Source organism: Brevundimonas sp. (assembly GCF_046295075.1).
GTDB lineage: Bacteria > Pseudomonadota > Alphaproteobacteria > Caulobacterales > Caulobacteraceae > Brevundimonas.
Map to the genome: position 1 here is coordinate 34,157 of NZ_JBKBOC010000020.1, position 19,750 is coordinate 53,906.

At 66.5% G+C, this 19,750-nt stretch carries 19 protein-coding genes; 6 read left to right on the forward strand and 13 right to left on the reverse strand.

What is annotated here, in order from left to right; genetic code table 11:
* Positions 1 to 76: 76 nt before the first annotated feature.
* Positions 77 to 2,329: a TonB-dependent receptor plug domain-containing protein gene (locus tag ACK4MH_RS13875; protein ID WP_409719376.1), complete on the reverse strand. Its 2,253-nt coding sequence runs from the start codon at positions 2,327 to 2,329 to the stop codon at positions 77 to 79.
* A 260-nt stretch (positions 2,330 to 2,589) separates the two neighbouring features.
* Here ACK4MH_RS13875 and ACK4MH_RS13880 point away from each other — a divergent pair, with 260 nt between their 5' ends.
* The 3 genes from ACK4MH_RS13880 (at position 2,590) to ACK4MH_RS13890 (ending at position 5,308) form a co-directional block, all read left to right on the forward strand.
* The gene (locus tag ACK4MH_RS13880) at positions 2,590 to 3,699 is read left to right on the forward strand and encodes a phytase (RefSeq protein WP_409719378.1); all 1,110 of its coding nucleotides are present in this window, start codon (positions 2,590 to 2,592) and stop codon (positions 3,697 to 3,699) included.
* A 198-nt stretch (positions 3,700 to 3,897) separates the two neighbouring features.
* Positions 3,898 to 4,134 carry a DUF6894 family protein gene (locus tag ACK4MH_RS13885; protein WP_409719380.1) on the forward strand — a complete coding sequence of 79 codons (237 nt, stop codon included), beginning with the start codon at positions 3,898 to 3,900 and terminating at the stop codon, positions 4,132 to 4,134.
* 415 nt (positions 4,135 to 4,549) lie between these two features.
* Positions 4,550 to 5,308 carry a Crp/Fnr family transcriptional regulator gene (locus tag ACK4MH_RS13890; RefSeq protein WP_409719382.1) on the forward strand — a complete coding sequence of 253 codons (759 nt, stop codon included), beginning with the start codon at positions 4,550 to 4,552 and terminating at the stop codon, positions 5,306 to 5,308.
* A 98-nt stretch (positions 5,309 to 5,406) separates the two neighbouring features.
* On the opposite strand, the gene ACK4MH_RS13895 is transcribed toward ACK4MH_RS13890, so the two are convergent.
* The 8 genes from ACK4MH_RS13895 to ACK4MH_RS13930 form a co-directional block, all read right to left on the reverse strand.
* A complete protein-coding gene (locus ACK4MH_RS13895) occupies positions 5,407 to 5,634 on the reverse strand; it encodes a hypothetical protein (protein WP_409719384.1) in 228 nt (75 codons plus the stop codon).
* 82 nt (positions 5,635 to 5,716) lie between these two features.
* Complete coding sequence (locus tag ACK4MH_RS13900; RefSeq protein ID WP_409719386.1) at positions 5,717 to 5,875, reverse strand: hypothetical protein; 159 nt, start codon at positions 5,873 to 5,875, stop codon at positions 5,717 to 5,719.
* A gap of 72 nt (positions 5,876 to 5,947) precedes the next feature.
* Positions 5,948 to 6,385 carry a hypothetical protein gene (locus ACK4MH_RS13905; protein WP_409719388.1) on the reverse strand — a complete coding sequence of 146 codons (438 nt, stop codon included), beginning with the start codon at positions 6,383 to 6,385 and terminating at the stop codon, positions 5,948 to 5,950.
* A 42-nt stretch (positions 6,386 to 6,427) separates the two neighbouring features.
* Positions 6,428 to 6,700 (reverse strand): HPr family phosphocarrier protein, encoded by a 273-nt coding sequence (locus tag ACK4MH_RS13910; protein ID WP_409719390.1) that lies wholly within the window; start codon positions 6,698 to 6,700, stop codon positions 6,428 to 6,430.
* Positions 6,697 to 7,101, reverse strand: a complete 405-nt coding sequence (locus ACK4MH_RS13915) for a PTS sugar transporter subunit IIA (RefSeq protein ID WP_159848584.1) — start codon at positions 7,099 to 7,101, stop codon at positions 6,697 to 6,699. Before ACK4MH_RS13915 ends, ACK4MH_RS13910 begins: the two co-directional genes overlap by 4 nt.
* A gap of 120 nt (positions 7,102 to 7,221) precedes the next feature.
* Positions 7,222 to 7,650, reverse strand: coding sequence for an HPr kinase/phosphorylase (locus tag ACK4MH_RS13920; RefSeq protein ID WP_409719393.1), 429 nt, complete (start codon positions 7,648 to 7,650; stop codon positions 7,222 to 7,224).
* Entirely contained in the window at positions 7,647 to 9,260 is a 1,614-nt protein-coding gene (locus ACK4MH_RS13925) for an ATP-binding protein (RefSeq protein ID WP_409719395.1), read from the reverse strand. The genes ACK4MH_RS13920 and ACK4MH_RS13925 overlap by 4 nt, the downstream gene beginning before the upstream one ends.
* Positions 9,229 to 9,933, reverse strand: coding sequence for a response regulator transcription factor (locus ACK4MH_RS13930; RefSeq protein ID WP_409719397.1), 705 nt, complete (start codon positions 9,931 to 9,933; stop codon positions 9,229 to 9,231). Before ACK4MH_RS13930 ends, ACK4MH_RS13925 begins: the two co-directional genes overlap by 32 nt.
* Before the next feature lie 230 nt (positions 9,934 to 10,163).
* Between ACK4MH_RS13930 and ACK4MH_RS13935 the strand changes: the two genes are divergently transcribed.
* Positions 10,164 to 11,882, forward strand: coding sequence for a hypothetical protein (locus ACK4MH_RS13935; protein WP_409719399.1), 1,719 nt, complete (start codon positions 10,164 to 10,166; stop codon positions 11,880 to 11,882).
* A gap of 61 nt (positions 11,883 to 11,943) precedes the next feature.
* Here the strand turns inward: ACK4MH_RS13935 and ACK4MH_RS13940 are convergent, their stop codons facing one another.
* The 3 genes from ACK4MH_RS13940 to ahcY all read right to left on the reverse strand — a co-directional run bounded on the left by ACK4MH_RS13940 (position 11,944) and on the right by ahcY (position 15,467).
* Entirely contained in the window at positions 11,944 to 12,315 is a 372-nt protein-coding gene (locus ACK4MH_RS13940) for a zf-TFIIB domain-containing protein (RefSeq protein WP_409719401.1), read from the reverse strand.
* 527 nt (positions 12,316 to 12,842) lie between these two features.
* Entirely contained in the window at positions 12,843 to 14,051 is a 1,209-nt protein-coding gene (locus ACK4MH_RS13945; protein WP_409719403.1) for an NAD(P)/FAD-dependent oxidoreductase, read from the reverse strand.
* Positions 14,052 to 14,075: 24 nt separating this feature from the next.
* Positions 14,076 to 15,467, reverse strand: coding sequence for an adenosylhomocysteinase (ahcY, locus tag ACK4MH_RS13950; RefSeq protein WP_135193953.1), 1,392 nt, complete (start codon positions 15,465 to 15,467; stop codon positions 14,076 to 14,078).
* Between the two features lie 188 nt (positions 15,468 to 15,655).
* On the opposite strand from ahcY, the gene ACK4MH_RS13955 reads away from it, so the two are divergent.
* Both ACK4MH_RS13955 and ACK4MH_RS13960 read left to right on the forward strand, forming a co-directional pair.
* Positions 15,656 to 17,140, forward strand: a complete 1,485-nt coding sequence (locus ACK4MH_RS13955) for a methyl-accepting chemotaxis protein (protein WP_409719406.1) — start codon at positions 15,656 to 15,658, stop codon at positions 17,138 to 17,140.
* Positions 17,141 to 17,175: 35 nt separating this feature from the next.
* The gene (locus ACK4MH_RS13960) at positions 17,176 to 17,577 is read left to right on the forward strand and encodes a Tat pathway signal protein (protein WP_409719408.1); all 402 of its coding nucleotides are present in this window, start codon (positions 17,176 to 17,178) and stop codon (positions 17,575 to 17,577) included.
* On the opposite strand, the gene ACK4MH_RS13965 is transcribed toward ACK4MH_RS13960, so the two are convergent.
* Positions 17,574 to 19,736, reverse strand: a complete 2,163-nt coding sequence (locus ACK4MH_RS13965; RefSeq protein ID WP_409719410.1) for a primosomal protein N' — start codon at positions 19,734 to 19,736, stop codon at positions 17,574 to 17,576. The two genes, ACK4MH_RS13960 and ACK4MH_RS13965, sit on opposite strands and share 4 nt — an antisense overlap.
* Positions 19,737 to 19,750 lie beyond the last annotated feature (14 nt).

Genomic DNA, 19,750 nt, shown 5'->3' on the forward strand with positions numbered 1-19,750 from the left:
CCTTTGGAGGGGCGCCGCCACGCAAAAGGGCCGGACGTCGCCGCCCGGCCCCTTCGTCGTCTGGAAAGGCGAAGCCTCAGAAGGCCATGCGCGCCACCAGCTGGAACACCGGACCGGCGTTCTCGGACTCGATCTCGAACTCGTCGTAGTCGCGGTCGATCTGGTCGGCGATGGTGTTGAACTTGTCGAACACCTCGTCCTTGGAAGAATCGAGCAGGTTCGAACCGGTGAAGCGGATCACCACGTTCGAGGCGACCTGTTTCTCGATGAAGATTTCCAGATCGCCGCCGTACGAGGTGACGACTTCCTCGCCGACGATCCGGCCCTTGGCGTCGCCCTGTTTGCGATAGGTGGCGCCGAAGGCCGCGCCCCAGGTCGGGATGTCCTGGGTGAAGCCGACGTTGAAGACATAGTCCGACTGCGAGTTGAAACGGCGCTCGCCCAGGAAGTCATCGACCGAACTGTCCAGCCACGAGTAGTTCAGGAACACGCCCGTGTGCTCCATGCCGATGAAGTCCAGCGGCGTGGACAGGTCGAACTCGACGCCCCAGACCTGGCCGTCGCCGACGTTCTCGGCCGTCAGGCGGAAGGCGTCCGGTTCGTCCTGGGCTTCTTCACCCGTGTTGGTGATTTCGATCAGATCGGTGATGTCGCGATAGAAGGCGTTGACGCCGATCACGCCGCGACGGCCCAGACGACGCTCGAAGCCCAGATCCGCGCCCCACGCCGTTTCCGGCTCTAGGTCGGGATTGCCGATGAAGTCGTTGTCGCCGTATTCGCCTTCCAGCAGAGCCGGCGACAGGAAGTCGAAGTTCGGGCGGCGCACAGTGCGGGCCACCGAAGCCGTGATCCGGTCGCTGTCCGACAGCTTGAATCGCACGCTCGCGGACGGCAGCAGGATGCCGTAATCCTTGTCGTTGGTGCGGTCGGCGGCGGCGACGGTCTCGTCCGTGATCGAGAAGTCGGTCGTCTCGTAACGCAGGCCGGCCTCCCACTTCGCCGGGCCGTTCTCGCCCGACAGCATGATGTAGGGGTCGATCCGGGTTTCTTCGATAGAGTTGATGCCGCCGTCGACGGCTTCGAAATCGCCGTACTCGCTGTCGAGCAGGGCGCGGAAGACCGGCTCGTCCTCGGCTTCGGCCTCGGCGGAGAAGACCGTGCTGTCACGGTTCTTCTTCGAATACTGGACGCCGAACTCCAACTCCAGCTCGCCGCCCAGCTTGATCTTGTGCTCGATGGCGGCCTGGATTTCCTCGTCCTTGACGTTGGTGCGGGTGCGTTCGCCCTCGATCACCTCGTCGCCGACGTCCAGTTCCTCTTCCTGCTCGAACTGCTCGTCGTCGATGGTGGCGTAGCCCAGCTTGAAGGTCGTCTCGCCGCCCAGCATCTCGCGCTCGTAACGGCTGTTGACCGCCCAGTTGTCGGTTCGGATGTCGAGCGGGTTGGCATTGATCTTGGCCACGTCGTTGACGTCGCCCTCGTCGTATTCGATCGAGCTTTCGTCCTGGACGCGGTCGGTGCGAACGAAGACGCCGCTCAGTTCCAGGTTTCCGCCGGCGACCGGCATCTCATACGACAGGTTGGCCGAATAGTCGGTGCCGTCGCGGGTGTCGGTCTGGGCCTCGGTGTCGGTCAGTTCGCCGTTCGGCTCTTCGTAGCGTTCCGAGAACTTCTGCTTGGGATTGCGGCGATCCTGGATGTTGCCGCCGATCAGCAGGCGGCCCGGCCCGACCTGACCGCCCCAGACGGCGCCGTAGGTTCCGCCCCACTGGCCGTATTCGCTGTCTTCCCAGTGCAGCGCGCCCAGGCGGACATAGCCGCCGTCCAGCGACAGGGCGTCACGCAGCACGATGTTGATGGCGCCGGCCACCGCATCGCCCGAGCGGTTGGCCGAGGACGAGCGGACGACTTCGACCCGCTCGATCAGTTCGGCGGGGATGCGGTCCACGAAGAAGGAGCGATCCAGGTTGGCGCCGGGGACGCGCTCGCCGTTGATCAGGATCTGCGTATAGGCCGAGTCCAGACCGCGCATGCGCACGCCATCCGATTCCAGCACGTCCGACAGGAAGGTGACCGAGGGCACGCGCTTCAGGGCGTCGCCGGCGGTCAGCGGCTCGAACCGCTGGAAATAGTCCAGGTCGTAGGACAGCGTCGGCACGACATCGTCGGTGCGGTTGCGCATGGCCGGCTCGCCGGTGACGACGACTTCTTCCAGCGCCGTGACCGGCGTCTGGGCGGTCTGCTGCGGCGCGACCTCGTCGGCGGCCAGAACGGGAGCGGCGAAGGCGAGCGGGGCCAGCGCGGCGCCCATGAGCAGTTTGATTTTCATCTCGATGATCCCCAGCGGCGGGCGACGTTTCACCTCTGCCGATGGGCGGCCCGATAGCGGGGACTGGCGACGCGAAAGCGACGTTTCGACGACGGCGATTTCGCGGTTTCAGGACAGTTGCGCGACGATCCGTCCCGACACCGATCATGCGTCATCGAACCGCATTCAAACCGTCACCATAAGTCCGTTGACCTGTCGGCGGTCGGCCTTGATCTGGGCCCCGACGAAATCACAGACGAAATCACATCCGGGAACCTGCCATGACTTCGCCGATCCGACGCGCCGCCCGCTTCACCGCCGCCGCTTCCGTCTTCGCCCTGCTCGCGGCCTGCGCCACGACGGAAGTCGATTATCAGGGCGAGGGCGAAGGCTTCGTCGGCCCCGGCGCGTCTGTCCAGGCCGTGCTGGAAACCCCTTCGGTCGGTACGGCGGGCCAGGACGCCGCCGACGATCCCGCCGTCTGGGCCAGCGCAGCGCCGGTCACGGTGATGGGCAAACAAACCCCCGGCTTCGTCGCCGGCACGGACAAGAAGTCCGGCCTCTATATCTATGGCTTCGACGGTCAGATCCTGCAGTTCCTGCCCGAGGGCCTGCTGAACAATGTCGACGTGGTCGAGGGCCTGTCGGTGGGCGGCCGCCCGCAGGTGGTGCTGGGCGCCAGCGACCGCACGCCGGGCAAGACCGGCATCTCCCTCTATACCTTCGACCCGGCCGGGACCGGCGAGAACGGCGTGCGCTATTGGGGCGCCGTCGCCACCGACGTGATCGAACCCTACGGCTTCTGCTTCGCGCGTCGCGGGGCCGAGGTCCACGCCGTCCTGGTCGGCCATGAGGGCGAACTGCGCCAGTTCATCCTTACCGTCGGCGCCGACGGCAAGCCCGCCGCCCGCGAGGTACGCCGCGCCGAGATCGGCACCATCTCCGAAGGCTGCGCCGCCGACGAGGCCACCGATGCCCTCTATATCACCGAGGAGAATGTGGGCCTGTGGCGCTATGGCCTGAACCCGGCGTCGGGCGCGGCCCGCACCCTGATCCAGCCCATCGCCAAGGACATTCTGGTCGCCGACGCCGAGGGCCTGACGACCATAACCGACGCCTCGGGCCGCTACCTGATCGCCTCCAGCCAGGGCGATTCCAACTTCCCCGTCTGGCGTATCGACGGCGCGGCGCCGGAATATAAAGGCCGGTTCAAGGTCGTGGACGGCGCGGTCGACCGCATCACCGGCACGGACGGCCTCGCCGCCGCCAGCGGCGCAGTCGGCCCCTTCCCCGAGGGCGTCGTCGTGATCCAGGACGACGTCAACGACGTCGGCACCCAGAACTTCAAATACGTCGACTGGCGCGACATCCGCAGGGCGCTGGGGCTCTGAGACGCACCCCGTCATCCTCGCGCGAGAATTCACCAAGACCGGCACTGGCCCACGGCGGCGATCTGAACGTCTGAAAGTCGGTGTCGGGCTGGCGCTTTTACGCGACCTGTCGCGAACGTGGGATGATCCGTTTTCGAAGATCGCCCGAAATATAATCTAGGTTAGGGCGGTCTTGCAGGAATGCGGTCAAGATGCGCCATGCCCCTCTACTATTTCAACATTTACAACGACGACGTCACCTTGGATGAGGAGGGCGCCGAACTGGCTGATGAGCATGCGGCTCGGGCGTATGCGGTCAAAGCCGTTCGGGAGCTTGCTGCCGAGACGGTCCTGCACGGCCATTTGATTGGGCATCATCGCGTAGAGTATGTGGACGCTGGCCAGAAGCCCCTTGGCGAAGTCCGGTTCGACGAAGCTGTAGATATCACCCTCTAATCAGCTACTTGATAGCCATAGACCTGGTTACCTGGCTCATTAACCTTGCCGACGATGATTATGCTTTAATTTGATGAGTCATTTTTCGGCATCCTTAACTCATGTTGCTGCCGTCTGTGACCTGACGTGACCAGACTGACCTTTCAGACAGGGAGGAAAGACGATGCATTTTTTGGATACGATACGAAAGTTCGAAACAAATCTGATCGCCGTCGCCTTCGGCGCGCCGCCAAGGATGCGGCCGGGAAACCACAAACGCTTGGCGCAAATAAAAACGCCTGCTCCCTTTCCTGCTCGGATAAAGAATTAGGTCGAGACTTGTAGCGGTGTTGTGATGAGGTCCACGGTCTGCTTGTGACCCGTCGGGTCGAACCGAATTATGATCTTCTTTCAACATCCATTATAGAGGCTTTCCATGGTGAATGTTCTCACGATGAAGTTGGAACAGTTCACGAAGTTCAGCGTCGCTGAGCGGGCACGGCTAGATAAGCTCGTTGAACTGCCTCGGCAAACCTACGCCGCCGGCCAGGCGATCTTCGAAGAAGGGGCCAAGGTCAACAGCGTCTACCTGATCGTCGAGGGCGTGGCCGCTCGCCGGAAAACGCTTCCCAATGGCGATCGCCAGACGATGGGGTTTCTGATCCCGGGCGACCTTTGCGAACTTGAGGTCTTCATCCTGTCGTCGATGGATCACGATCTCGTGGCCATCTGCGAGACGACCTGCATTGTAATACCCATGACTATCGTGCGCGAGCTTCTCACCGAGTCATCCACGCTCACGCGTGCGCTGTGGTGGAGCACCATGGCCGACCACGCCATGCTGCGGTCCAGGATTATCGATCAGGGCTGTCGGGATGGCTATGAGCGACTTTCCCACCTCTTCTACGAGATGCTGATCCGCTACCGACTGGTCGGCATGGCCGATGACGACAGCTTTCCGTTTCCATCGACGCAATCGCAACTGGGTGAAGCCACCGGAATGACGGCTGTGCACGTCAATCGCACGCTGCAAAGACTGCGGTCTGAAGGCTTGGTCGACTTCTCGAACAAGCGGCTGTTTGTGCGCGACCCCGCGCGCCTGAAACAGGCAGCCTGCTTCGAGTCGAACTATCTGCATCTGGAGCGCACCGAGCGCCAGACCGATGTGTCCCATCGGGCGGGCGACCTGGTCTGAAGCATAGCCGTCATCGACTCCCGGAAAGCCGTAAACGCTGAGGCGGCCATCCGTCGGGCCTGACAGCATGTATTTCCGGGTCGGGCAGCAGACACCGCTCACGCGCGCGCGACGAACTCCAAGTCGGGCTCGGGCTCTTCGTAATGGATGAGGCCCCACATCGGGAACGCGATCATCACGCCCCGCTCCAGATGGTCCCAATCCTCCCTGGTGAAGTTATCCGTGTAGACGTCATCGTCTATCGAACAGACGACCACGCCGTTTCGGTCCTCGCCGAGGCCAACGATGTCTCCAACTTTGAGCGGCGTTCCATCTGGGTAGTTCACCAAGGCATCCCAAGCTTCGTCGCCACAACAGCCGATCAGATGGGTTCAGCTACGACGGGACCGCGCCCTGTCGAGTTCGGGCTCAACTCTCGACATAGAGATCGAGCAATTCGCCGGCCTCCGAGAATTTGGCGACCAGGACCTGGTTGGTGATGTCGTAGCGGCCGCCAAAAACCAAATACCTGTCTGCATCCTGCATATCCGGGTCAATCAATGACGGCACGAGGAGTCTGTAGTCCATCTTGAAGCTTCCGACCCCGCTCGCCTCTATGTGATAGCCGAGGGCGCACAGGGTAAGGCCGCCAAGGAACTCCTAGGCGGAGATCGCGTCGTCACGCAGCCGGTCGCCGAACAACATCGCCAGATACGGCGCCTCGACGTTGCGCAGCAATTCCGGAACCAAATAGTCGGCGAGCGACGAAACCTCATCGAATCCTGCCACGATCGCTCCCCGAACCGCGGCGTCCTTCGCTTCGATGTCGCTCAGGAAGCTGGTCATGTGCCCGACCCCTTCAGCAGACAGCGAAGGTGCGTGCGTCTGAACGTTGATCGTCAGCCTACGCCCCGCAATGCGATAATCGTCGGCCCACAGGAGCCAGGAGAACTGATCGGCGCCCATATCGCCATGCCCCGTCGGCGGCGCTGTGTCGCCCCATTCAAGGCCGCCACTTGCGGAAACCACGGGGGCGCCGACCACCTCGTAGGACCGCAAGTCCGTAACCTCGAAGGGAATGTCATGAACGAGACCCATCTGCATCTCCTCTCGCCTCCCAAACCCGACGGTGACGACCGACTACTGATCCTCGTCGAACTTCCGCGCGACGAGGTCGGTCAGGGCTTCCATCGCCTCGTCGGCGTCCGGCCCTTCGGCGGAGACGTCGATGCTGCAGCCGATGCCGGCGCCCAGCATCAGCAGGCCCATGATCGAGCGGGCGTCCACCGTCACGCCGTCGCGGGTGACGTGGATTTCGCTCTCGAAGCTGGAGGCCAGTTTGACGAACTTGGCCGAGGCGCGGGCGTGCAGGCCCCGAGTGTTGCAGATGTTCAGGGTCGCGGTGACGGTCATTTTTCGCCTGCGAGCACCCAGGACGCGACGGAGATGTATTTGCGGCCGGCGTCCTGCGCATGGGCCACGCAGGATTCCAGCGTCTCGCGGCCGCGCACGCTGGCCAGCTTGATCAGCATGGGCAGGTTCAGCCCGGCGATCACCTCGGCGTGGGTCTGTTCCATTACCGAAATCGCCAGGTTAGAGGGCGTGCCGCCGAACATGTCGGTCAGCAGGATGACGCCGTCGCCGTCGTCCACCGCCGCCGCAGCGTCCACGATGTCGCGACGCCGACGCTCCATGTCGTCGTCCGGCCCGATGCAGATGGCCGCGACGCCGCGCTGCGGGCCGACCACATGCTCCATGGCGGAGAGAAATTCGGACGCCAGCCCGCCGTGGGTGACGATCACCAGACCGATCATGAGGACTTCACTCGCATCCCGCCCTGAACCGTCCCAGGCATTCCCCCGCCCGGCAAGGGAGGCCGGACGCCGCCCTCTTTGGACCGCAAGGGGCGTGTCATAGACCCGTCTTTCGGGGTTTCAAAGCGTCTCCAGCGCGACTGCGACCACATCGACGGCCGAGGCGGGTCTGGGGTCCAGCGCCAAAAGGGGCAGGTCCACCCCCGCGAAACGCCGTGTCTGCGGCTCTGGAAGGCGTTCGACGGCCTCGGGCACGCAGGCGACGGCCAGCACCACTCGGGCCAGGGGGCGTGTCGCGGCGGACACGATTCCGACCCCGCGAACCTCGATCCGACCCTTGATCGAGGCGGGCGCCGAGGCATGAACCGCCCCGCCCGACGCCCAGACCTGGGTGTAGTCGTCGCTGACCAGCCGCCAGCCCCGCGCGATCAACCGCAGCGCCAGATCGCTCTTGCCCACGCCCGACGGCCCCAGGATCATCACGCCCTGCCACGCGCCCCGTCTGCGAACGGCGACCGTCGTGGCGTGGACGGGCGGCTCCATCGTCATGCCCTGCGGCCGACCGCCGGGAAGACGATCTCGAACCGAGCGCCGCCCTCGGCACGATTCTCGGCATGGACGCGACCCCCGTGCGCCTCGGCGATCTGGCGCACGATGGACAGGCCCAGGCCCGAGTTCGATCCGAACGCCGCACCTTTCGGCCGCGAGGTGTAGAAACGTTCGAACACCGTCTCCAGGTTCTCGGCCGGAATCCCCGGCCCCTGGTCCTCGACCCGCACGCGGATCGGCAGGTCGTCGGTCGTCTCTTCCAGCGTCACCCTGACCACCCCGCCGGCCGGGCTGAACGAGCGGGCGTTGTCGATCAGGTTGCGGAACACCTGCCCCAACGGCCCGTCGCGCCCCATGACCCGCAGCGCCTGCTCGGGCGCCGTAAAGGTCACCGGAATGTCGCCGGGCTTGGCCGTCGTCTCATAGATGCCGACGATGTCGGCCAGCAGCCGGTTCACGTCCACAGGGCGCGGCCGGTCCCGCGACAGTTCCGCATCCAGCCGCGACGCGTTCGAAATGTCGGTGATCAGCCGATCCAGCCGCCGCACGTCCTGCTGCAGCAGGGCCGTCAGCTTCTCGCGGTGCGCATCCGTCTTGACCAGCGGCAGGGTCTCCAGCGCCGAACGGATCGAGGTCAGGGGGTTCTTGATCTCGTGCGACACGTCGGCCGCGAACCGCTCGATGGCGTCCATCCGCGTCGACAGGGTGTCGGTCATGGATTCCAGCGACCGGGCCAGGTCGCCGATCTCGTCCTTGCGATCCTCCAGATCGGGCAGGGAGATGGCGCGCGCGCGTTGCAGCTTGACCTGATCCGCCGCCGCCGACAGCCGCATGATCGGCCGCGCCACGAACAGATGAAGCAGCAGCGAAGCCAGCAGATTGACGCCCAGCGCCACCAGGGCGAACGGCACCAGGGCGCGCCGCTGGGCGCTCAGAATTTCGTCCACATCACCGGATTCGACCGTCAGCACGCCCAGCACCTGGCGCACATGGCGCACGGGAATGGAGACGGACACCACCCGGTCGCCGGATTCGTTGCGGCGCAGGGTCGCCTGGGGCGTGCCTTCCAGCGCGGCCGTGACCTCGGCGGCCAGTTCGCTGTCGGCGCGGGCGACGCGGCGCTCTGACACGAGGCTCTCCGCCGCGCTGTCGGGCGTCGGCGCCCCGGCCGGATTGGCGTCGGGCAAGGGCTGTCCGCCGATGGCCTCGGTCACCTGATAGCTGTCCACCAGCAACAGGCCGTTGATGTCGTACAGCCGCACCCGCTGGCCCGCCGGAATGAACCGGTCCGTCAGCCAGATCGACGCACGGATCGGGTCCAGCTCGGGCGTGGGTTCGCCCCGCGTGACGCCTTCTTCACGCAGGACGTTGGCCAGCAGCTCGGCCTGGACGCTCAGCGATTCCTGGCGCGCCTCGATCAGCCCCTGACGCCATTCGTTCAGGGCCAAGGCCCCACCGAACAGGATCAGCAGGCTGAGCAGATTGAGGGCCAGGATGAAGCCGCCCAGCCGCGATCCGCCGAAGCGGAGCAACGGCCGGCGTACAGGCTCCTCGTCGGGCTCTCGCCCGCCCGGAAGATCAGCTCTCGCGGTAGCGGTAGCCGACGCCATACAGGGTCTCGATCGCGTCGAACTCATTGTCCACGGCGCGGAACTTCTTGCGCATCCGCTTCACGTGGCTGTCGATGGTGCGGTCGTCGACATAGACCTGATCGTCGTAGGCGGCGTCCATCAGATTGTCGCGGCTCTTCACGAAGCCTGGCCGCTGGGCCAGGGCCTGCAGCAGCAGGAACTCGGTCACCGTCAGCTTGACCGGCTTGCCGTCCCAGGTGGATTCGTGACGCGCAGGGTCCATCGACAGCTTGCCGCGCTTGATAGCGCGTCCCGAGACCTCGGCCGCCGTCTCCGGCTCGCCGCCGTCCGCGCCCGTGCGACGCAGCAGCGCCTTGACCCGCTCGATCAGCAGACGCTGGCTGAACGGCTTGTGGATATAGTCGTCGGCGCCCAGGTTGAAGCCCAGGATCTCGTCGATCTCCTCGTCCTTGGACGTCAGCATGATGACCGGGATCTGCGAGGTCTGGCGCAGGCGACGCAGCACCTCCATCCCGTCCATGCGCGGCATCTTCACGTCCAGGATCGCCAGATCGGGCGGCGAGGATTCCAGCGCGGCCAGGCCCGATGCGCCGTCGTGATAGGCGGTGATCTTGTGGCCATGGCTTTCCAGCGCCAGCGACACGGACGCCACGATGTTCTCGTCGTCATCGATCAGGGTGATGTTGGCCAAGTCTGTCTTCTCCTGAACTTGCGTTCTCGCGAACGACAACGCGCAACAAGCGTAACCGTTCGATCGCGGTCACATTAGGGCTGGAGCCCGGCGGGCAGAAGGGAATTCGATCCACAATCTCCAACAGCGCGCGAACGCCCAAGATGGTTCGTCGCCCCGCCTATTTCAACGCGGCGCCAAATTCGCCTCTGCAAACCTCGCCTTAAAGCCTTGACCGCCAGAGTTACGCCATGGCCGGTCCGATCCACTACGAAGTCTATGTCCGCAAAAGCGCCCCGTCCGCATGGACCCTGCTGATCGCGACCGAAGACCGCAAACACGCCATCGAGACCGCAGAGGACCAGCTTCACGACCGCCTCGCCGTCGCCTCGCGCGTCACCAAGGAGACGCTGGACCCCGACACGATGGAGTTCAGCTCCCTGACCATCCTGACCCTGGGCGCGCCGGAAGAGAAAAAGAAGAAGGTCGCCGACCCGGCGATCCGCCCGGCCTGCGGCGGCCCGGCCGAGTTCTATTCTCCCCACGCCCGCGCCCTGATCGGCCGGGTGCTGGAGGACTGGCTGAAGCGCGAGGGCGTCACCGCCTTCGAACTGCTGCACCGCGCGGACGTGGCCGAACGGCTGGAGGCGGCGGGCGTCGAGCTTCAGCACGCGATCCAGAAGGTCGCCGTCCCCGAGAGCCAGGCCACGGGCCAGGACGTGCACGGCGTCGTGCGCCATTATCAGAAGCTGGTCGAACAGGGCATGGCGCGCCTGCGCAAGGCCGCACGCGACGGCCGTTTCCCCGCCCTGGAAGGTCGCTCGATCGCCGATCTGGCGCACCGTCTGGCCGGGTCTTCGGATCGCGCCTTCAGCATGGGCGGCGTCGTCGCCGGCGCCCTGAAGGACAGACGCGGCGCGCGCGAGCGGCTGGGCGCGCTGATGGACCTGATGGACGCAGCTCCGGCCGACGGCCCGCCGCGCGCCCTCGTCGTGGTCGCAATCGAACAGATCGTCGCCGAAATGCTGGCGGTGCGCACCAATCTGACCGAAATCCTCGGCCCATCTCTGGATCAGGGCGCCAATCTGGCGGCCATCGTGCGGATGGTGGCGCCGGCCGAGATGGACAGCCTTCTGCGCATGGACCCGCGCCTCGCTTTGATGATGCCCGATGTGGACGGCCCGGCCGCGCGTCTGGGCGTGCATCTGGCGGCCGGCGAGCTTCCGCTGCTGGCCGCGTCCCTGGCCCGTCTGGTGACGCGCGAACTGACCAGCCCGCGCCGGCTTCGCCCCGCCGATCCGGTGGGCGAGATCGACATTCTGCGGCTTCTGGCCATGGCCCTGACCGCCTCGGCCGGTCGTCTGCTGACGCTGGAAGAGGTTCAGACCGCCTTCGTCGAACGCTCCAAGAGCCTGGTCACAGCGGACTTCGTCGGCGCCTACGTCAACCCCTGCCCGACCGTCCTGGCCGAGGCCGAGCAACTGACCCGGCTGTGCGAGAACGTCACCGGCGGGGCCAACAAGCGCGCCGCCGCCCGCTGGCTCAGCGCCTGTATCGGCTCGCTGCGGTTCGAGACCGAGGTGCGACAGGCCGTGCCCGGCGGCCCCAGCGCATCACAGAAACTGGCGACCCTGGCGCGCCTGCAACGCGCGGTCCGCGCCGCCCATCTTGGCGACCACGACCAGGCCCAGATCGCCGAGACCATCGGCGCTGTGGGCGGAAATCTGGAGGCCGACGCCAACCTGATCGCCCAGATCGTCCGCGCTCAGGTCTCGGCGCCCCAGAAGCTGGCGGCCCTGCTGAAACTGGCGACAGGCGAGGCGGGGCCTCTGGGTCCGGCGGCCGACCGCGCCCGGTCCGAGGCCATCAAGCTGCTGCGCGCTCCGGACGTCCGCACCGCCCTGTCGGCCGCGCCGGAAAGCGTCGCCGCCTTGAAAGGCCTGATGCAGGCGGCGGGTCTCGCCGCGTAAAATCCCCCCATAGACCCGTCACCCTCGGGCTCGTCCCGAGGGTGACGGGTCTATGGGCTACTCAGTCGAAGATGTCGAAGATGCTGTCGCGCTTCTTTTTCTTGTAGCGGTAGTCGTCGTCGCCGTGGCGGCCGTCGCGGTATTTGTCGCTCTTGTAGCCCCGATCGTCGCGATACGGCTGCGGCGCCGCGCCGCCCCACGGCTGAGGCGGGGCCTGCATGTGCGGCTGCGGCTGAACCGGCGGGGCATAGGCCTGGGGCGCGGGCGGCGGCGCAGAGGCGCGGCCTTCCTCGACGGCGGCGGCCATCAGTTTTTCCAGCTCGCCGCGATCCAGCCAGACGCCCCGGCAGTCGGGGCACATGTCGAACTGGACGCCGTTGCGCTCCAGCGTCTGCATGGCGGCATTGTCGTTGGGGCACATCAGAAGAGGCATTTCGGGCTCCAGGTCGAAAGATTCAGGATCGGGCGGTCGATACGACGGGCCAGGAGGGGAAAAAGCCCCATCGCATCGACGCACCCGTGCGGTCCGACATCGCGTCGCACAGCCCGGCGCAAGGAAGGGGGAACGCCAGACCGCAACAACGCCAGAGGGGCCCGTTCCGCTCCCTCAAGCTAGGCGCCGCCCTGCCCCGCCGCCATGCGTCGCGGGGCCGCAGGCGTCGCATTTCGCGGCGCACCTGCCCCAGCCGGCATGGTTTCAGTGATGAAGCGTCGCTTTTACAGCGACTTGAAATCAGGCAGCGGCAATCGACCATACACACCAGCGACAGGGGCTATGATCCCCCTTCGGTCTTTGACATCGCCATTGGAACGGACGGGAACAGACTGGACTGTTTTCGTTTCGCGTTGAGACCGTCTGAATTTTTTCGAACGAAAACCGTTTGGAAACAGATCCATGGCCTCGAAAGTGCACACTGTGCACTCTGTTTTTGTCACGGCCAGAGTCTGAAACCTGTCCGCCTAGCAGACCTGCCCGGCCGCCCAGCCCGACGACCAGGCCCACTGGAAATTATAGCCGCCCAGCCAGCCGGTCACGTCCACCGCCTCGCCGATGAAATACAGGCCGGGAACGGCCTTGGCCTGCATCGTCTGCTGATCCAGCGCCGCCGTATCCACCCCGCCCAGGGTGACCTCGGCTGTGCGATAGCCTTCCGACCCGACCGGCTTGACGGCCCAGGCGTTCACCGCCTGATCCAGCCGCCTCAGCACCTTGTCCGACAGGTCCGCCAGATTGCCCGACGCGCCCTCGCGCACGCACAGGCTCTCGGCCAGGCGACGCGGCACGATATGGCCCAGCGCCGTATGCACGGCCTGACGCCCGTTCGTCGCCTTGGCAGCCTTCAACTCCTCGAACACGTCGCGGCCGGGCGCCATGCTGGCCACCACGGCCTCGCCCTCGCGCCAGTAGGAGCTGATCTGAAGAATGGCCGGTCCGCTCAGGCCGCGATGGGTGAACAGCATCGCTTCCTTGAAGCTGGCCTTGCGCGCCTTGGCCCCTTCGGGCGCCGAGGCGACCGAGGCGTCCAACGCCACCCCCGCCAGCGGGACCAGCGTCTCCAGCAGCCCCGCCTCGAACGTCAGCGGCACCAGGGCCGGCCGCGTCTCGGTGACGCGAATGTCGAACTGGCGCGCGACCTCATAGGCCCAGCCGGTGGCCCCCATCTTGGGAATCGACTTGCCGCCCGTCGCCACGACCAGGGACGCCGCCACGACCTGCGATCCGTCCGACAGGGTCGCCGACCAGCCGTCGCCCGAGCGCACGATCCGCTCCACGCCGGTCTTCATGTTCAGGGCTGCGCCCGCCGCCGCCATGTCATCCGTCAGCATACGGACGATCTGCTTGGCGCTGTCGTCGCAGAACAGCTGGCCCAGCGTTTTTTCGTGCCAGGCGATCCCGGCCTTGTCGATACGTTTGACGAAGTCGTGCTGGGTATAGCGCAGCAGGGCCGAGGTCGCGAACCGGGGGTTCTCGCCCAGGAAGTTCGCCGGCCCGCACCCCAGATTGGTGAAGTTGCAGCGTCCGCCGCCCGAGATGCGGATCTTCTCGCCCGGCCGGTCGGCGTGATCGACGACCAGCACCCGGCGTCCGCGTCGTCCCGCTTCGATCGCGGCCATCATCCCGGCCGCGCCTGCCCCCATGACGAGGACGTCGACCGACGTCCTCGTCATGACAGGCCCCTCGATTCGAGGGTCTTAGTAACGATAGTGATCCGTCTTGAACGGGCCTTCGACCGGCACGTTGATGTATTCGGCCTGGTCCTTGGTCAGGACGGTCAGCTTGGCGCCCAGCTTGGCCAGGTGCAGCATGGCGACCTTCTCGTCCAGATGCTTGGGCAGGGTATAGACCTTGTTGTCGTAGGCCTTGGCGTTGGTCCACAGCTCGATCTGGGCCAGGGTCTGGTTGGTGAAGGACGCCGACATCACGAACGAGGGGTGACCCGTCGCATTGCCCAGGTTCACCAGACGGCCTTCCGACAGCAGGATGATCTTCTTGCCGTCCGGGAACTCGACATGGTGGACCTGCGGCTTGATCTCGTCCCACTTGAAGTTCTTCAGGCCGGCGACCTGAATCTCCGAGTCAAAGTGGCCGATGTTGCAGACGATGGCGTTGTTTTTCATCTGCCGCATGTGGTCGACGGTGATGACGTCCTTGTTGCCGGTCGTGGTCACATAGATGTCGGCGCGGCCGGCGGTGTCGTCCAGCGTCTGGACCTCATAGCCTTCCATCGCGGCCTGCAGGGCGCAGATCGGGTCGATTTCGGTCACGATCACGCGCGCGCCGCCCTGGCGCAGCGAAGCGGCCGAGCCCTTGCCCACGTCGCCGTAGCCGCAGACCACGGCGACCTTGCCCGACAGCATGACGTCGGTGCCGCGACGGATGGCATCGACCAGCGATTCACGGCAGCCGTACAGGTTGTCGAACTTGGACTTGGTGACGCTGTCGTTGACGTTGATGGCGGGGAAGGGCAGCTCGCCCTTTTCGGCCATCTGATACAGGCGGTGAACGCCCGTGGTCGTCTCTTCCGACACGCCGCCGATGGCGTCGCGGATGGCCGAATAGAAGCCGGGCTTCTCGGCGATGTAGCGTTTCATCACCTTGAAGAGGGCTTCCTCTTCTTCGTTCTGCGGGTTGGCCAGGACCGAGATGTCCTTCTCGGCCTTGGGGCCCAGCACGGTCAGCAGGGTCGCATCGCCGCCGTCGTCCAGGATCAGGTTCGGATAGCCGCCGTCGGCCCATTCGAAGATCTTGTGGGCGTAGTCCCAGTATTCTTCCAGCGTCTCGCCCTTGGTGGCGAAGACCGGCGTGCCGGCCGCGGCGATGGCGGCGGCGGCGTGGTCCTGGGTCGAGAAGATGTTGCACGAGGCCCAGCGCACTTCGGCGCCCAGGGCTTCCAGCGTCTGGATCAGGACCGCCGTCTGGATGGTCATGTGCAGGCTGCCGGCGATGCGGGCGCCCTTCAGGATCTGCTGCTCGCCGAACTCCTCGCGCAGAGCCATCAGGCCCGGCATTTCGGTTTCGGCGATCTCGATTTCCTTGTTGCCCCAATCGGCCAGGGTGATGTCGCGAACGATGTAGTCGGTCATGTCAGGGCTCCGAGCCGCAGGAAGGTTTGGGGCCTCTTAGCCCGATGAGCGCCAAGTATCAACAAACACATAAAGATATCCTTATGCGATCTGGATACGCGACGGCGTTAACGCCTCGAAAACCCACACAGACTATGGGGACAATACCGTGACGGGGGCGTCCGGCATTCAGTAAGAGGCTTGCGTGCATGTCAGAGACGTCGATCCAGCAGCGAACGACCTTCGCCGGCCTGTCCAGCCCGTCGTCCGCCTACACGGCGATCCAGGGCGCCATTCGCCGCGCCGTGCCCGCCGCTCTCGACGCCTTCTACGACCGCATCCGCGCCACGCCCGAAACCCGGCGCTTCTTCCGTGACGAAACCCATATCGGCCGCGCCAAGTCCGCCCAGGTGGGCCACTGGGATGCGATCGTGGAAGGACGCGCAGACGCCGACTATGCTCGCGCCGTCACCGTCATCGGCCAGACCCACGCCCGCATCGGCCTGGAGCCGCGCTGGTATATCGGGGGCTACGGCGTGCTGCTGGCCGAGGTGATGAAGGCGGTGGCGACGCGGCCCCGCAAACGGTTCGCCGGCACCGCCCACGACCGCGAAACCGGCGAGGGCCTTGCCGAATTGACCCAGCGCGCCCTGCTGGACATGGACCTGGCCATCTCGATCTATTTGGACGCGCTTCAGCAAGAACGGGACAACGCTGCCGCGGCCAAGGCCGAGGCCGATGCGCGTCAGGCCGAGGTGGTGGCGGCCTTGGGACAGGCCCTGAAAACCCTGGCGAGCGGCGACCTCAGCATCGCCATCCAGTCCGAATTTCCCCAAGAGTATCGCACGCTGAAGGACGACTTCAACAGCGCCGCAGCCAGCCTGCGGAGCGCCTTCGGCGCCGTCGCCGAGAGCGCCGAGGCGGTGCGGACCGGCTCGGACGAACTGGCCAGCGCGTCAGACGACCTGGCCAACCGCACCGAACGCCAGGCCGCCGGGCTGGAGCGCACCGCAGCCACCACCGAAGAGATCGCCGCCGGGGTCGAACAGACCGCCAAGGGCGCGCAGAACACGGCCCAAGCCGTCGCCGCCGTGCGCCGCGACGTCGAGAACGGCGGCGCCGTGGTCGGCGAAACGACCCAGGCCATGACCGCCATTCAGGAGTCTTCGGTCGAGATCGCCCGCTTCACCTCCCTGATCGACGAGATCGCCTTCCAGACCAATCTGTTGGCCCTGAACGCGGGGGTCGAGGCTGCCCGTGCAGGCGAGGCCGGCCGCGGCTTCGCCGTCGTCGCCTCCGAAGTCCGCGCTCTGGCCCAGCGCTCCGCCGAAGCCTCCGGCGAGATACGCACCCTGATCGCCACCTCGGCCGCCCAGGTCGCGCGGGGCGTGGACCTGGTCGAACGTGCAGGCCAGGCGCTGGACCGGATCGGCGAACGGGTCGCGTCGGTGGACGACCTCGCCGGCGACATGGCCTCGGCCTCGCGGCATCAGGCCGACCGACTGTCCGAGGTTCGCCAGGCCCTGGTCCAGCTGGACGAGATCACCCAGCAGAACGCCGCCATGACCGAACAGGCCACCGCCGCCAGCCGCCAACTGGCTGGAGAAGCCGAGACCCTGGCGCGTCAGATCGCGGGCTTCCGGTTCGAGGCCTCGATCGATGACGGCCGCTCCCCGCACCGCCGCGCGGCGTGAGGGTTTCTTAAGCCGTCGGGACTAGGGTCGATCTCATGGAACGCCGCGCCCTTCTCGGTCTCGCCGTCGTCGCGACGGCCGCCGCCTCATCGACCGCTCGCGCTTCGTCGAGCGGAGGCGCCGCGCCGTCCGCCGACACCTATTTCCGCCTGCCTGTCATCACCGCCTCGATTATCCAGGCCAGCGGCCGTCGCGGCGTCCTGACCATCGAGACCGGCGTCGATGTGCCCGACGCGGCTCTTCGCACCCGCGCCCAACAGTCCGCTCCGCGCCTTCGCGCCGCCTACAACACCGCCGCCCAGCGCTTCGCCAACGGCATCCGCCCAGGCGCCGTGCCCAATATCGACCAGCTGTCGGCCGAACTTCAGGCGGCGACCAACACCACCCTGGGCCGGCCCGGCGCCCGCGTGCTGCTCGGCACCGTCATGGCGGTCTAAAGAAACGAATAGGGGTCCACGTCCACCGTCAGACGGACCGAGGCCGGAACCTTCACCCGCGCCAGCCAGGCCCGAAGGAAGGCCTGGATATTCACGTCGCGGTCGGCCCGCACCAGCAACCGCTTGCGCCGTCGCCCCCGCACCAAGGCAAGGGGCGCATCGGCGGGTCCATAGACCTCCAGCCGTTCGGCGTTGGGAATGGCCTGGGCCAGGTCGTTGGCCGTCTTCTCCACCGCAACCGCATTCTCGCTGGACAGGATGATCGCCGCCAGCCGGCCATAGGGCGGCAGCGACGCCGCCTCGCGCTCGGCCATCTCCGCCTCGACAAAGGCGTCGCGGTCGCCCGCCGCCAGCGCCATCAGCACCGGATGCTCGGGCGTCCAGGTCTGCAAGATGGCTCGCCCCGGCCGATCCGCCCGCCCTGCCCGCCCCGTCGCCTGGGCCAGCAGCTGATAGGTCCGTTCGGCCGCCCGCAGGTCTCCGCCGCGTAGCCCCAGGTCCGCGTCCACCACCCCCACCAGCGTCAGGCGCGGGAAGTTGTGGCCCTTGGCGGCGGCCTGGGTCGCGACAAGGATGTCGATCTCGCCGTCCGTCATCCGCTGGATCAGGGCGCGCGCCGACCTGGCGTCCGGCGCGGTGTCGGAGCTGAACACCGCCGTCCGCGCCTCGGGGAACAGCTGGCGCACCTCCTCCTCGACCCGCTCGACGCCGGGGCCGACCGAGACCAGCGAATCCTCGGCCCCGCAGGACGGGCACAGCTTGGGCCGCGCCATGGAAAAGCCGGTCAGGTGGCAGACCAGCCGGCCGGTATAGCGATGCTCGACCAGCCAGCTGTCCGTGTCCGGGGCCGTCAGCCGATGCCCGCAGGCGCGGCACAGGACGACGGGCGCATACCCCCTCCGGTTCAGAAACAGCAGCGTCTGCTCGCCCCGCAGCAAGGTCTCGCCGATAGCCAGCCGCAGGGGCTGCGACAGCCAGGTCTGGGGATCGGGCGTGTTCTGACGCAGATCCAGCAAGGCGATGTCCGGCAAGACCGCCGTCCCGTGCCGCGCGCCCAGCTTCAGCCAATCGTAACGCCCGCTCTGCGCGTTCCATAACGTCTCCAGCGACGGCGTCGCCGAGGCTAGAACCACCGCCGCCCCCTCGATCCGCGCCCGCGCCACCGCCAGGTCGCGCCCGTGATAGACCAGACCCTCTTCCTGTTTGAACGAACTGTCGTGCTCCTCGTCCACCACGATCAGCCGCAGATGGATGAAGGGCAGGAACAGGGCCGAGCGGGCGCCGACCACGATATTGCACCGGCCGGCGACCACCGCCTCCCACACCTGACGACGGCGCGGCGGGGCGACGCCGGAATGCCATTCCGCCGGGGCGGCGCCGAACCGGGCCGTGATCCGCTCGATCAGGGCCTGGGTCAGGGCGATCTCAGGCAGCAGGATCAGGATCTGCGCCGCCGGATCGGCGCGCAGCACCCGCGCGATCGCCTCCAGATAGGCCTCGGTCTTGCCCGAGCCCGTCACCCCGTCCAGCAGGAAGGGACGAAAGCCGCCGCCGGTCACCCCGGCCGCCAGGGCCGTCGCCGCCGCCGCCTGATCGCCGTTCAGCGATGCGGGCGCATGGTCGGGATCGGGTGCGTCGAACGCCGCCTCGGCCGCGATCTCGATGATCTCCAGCACGCCTTCGTCGATCAGTCCCTTGACCACGCCGGACGACACGCCCGCCGCCCGCGCCAGATCGGCGCTGGCCATCGACCGCTCGCCCAGGGCCTCCAGCACGCCCGTTCGCGCCGGCGTAGCCCGCGACGGCAGTCGGTCGCCGACACGCCGCACGCGACGTTCCGGCCGGGGCCTCGGCGCCCGCAGGCCCTTCAACGCCGTCGCCGCCATCTCGCCGGGCGGAGACAGGGTCCAGCGCCCGGCCCATTCGACGAAATCCACGACGCGCGACGGCAGGGCCGGATCGTCCAGCAGACTGTCCACCGCCTTCAGCCGCCGGTTCGACCCCGTCGTCTCGAACACCTCGGACACGATGCCTCGCATCAGGCGCGGCCCCAGCGGCACGGCGACCTGATCGCCACGCGCCAACGTCAGCGCCTCGGGAACCTCGTAATCGAAGGCTTCCGGCACCGGCAGGGGAATAAGGACCGAGGCGACTTTCACTTGATCCTCCCCCG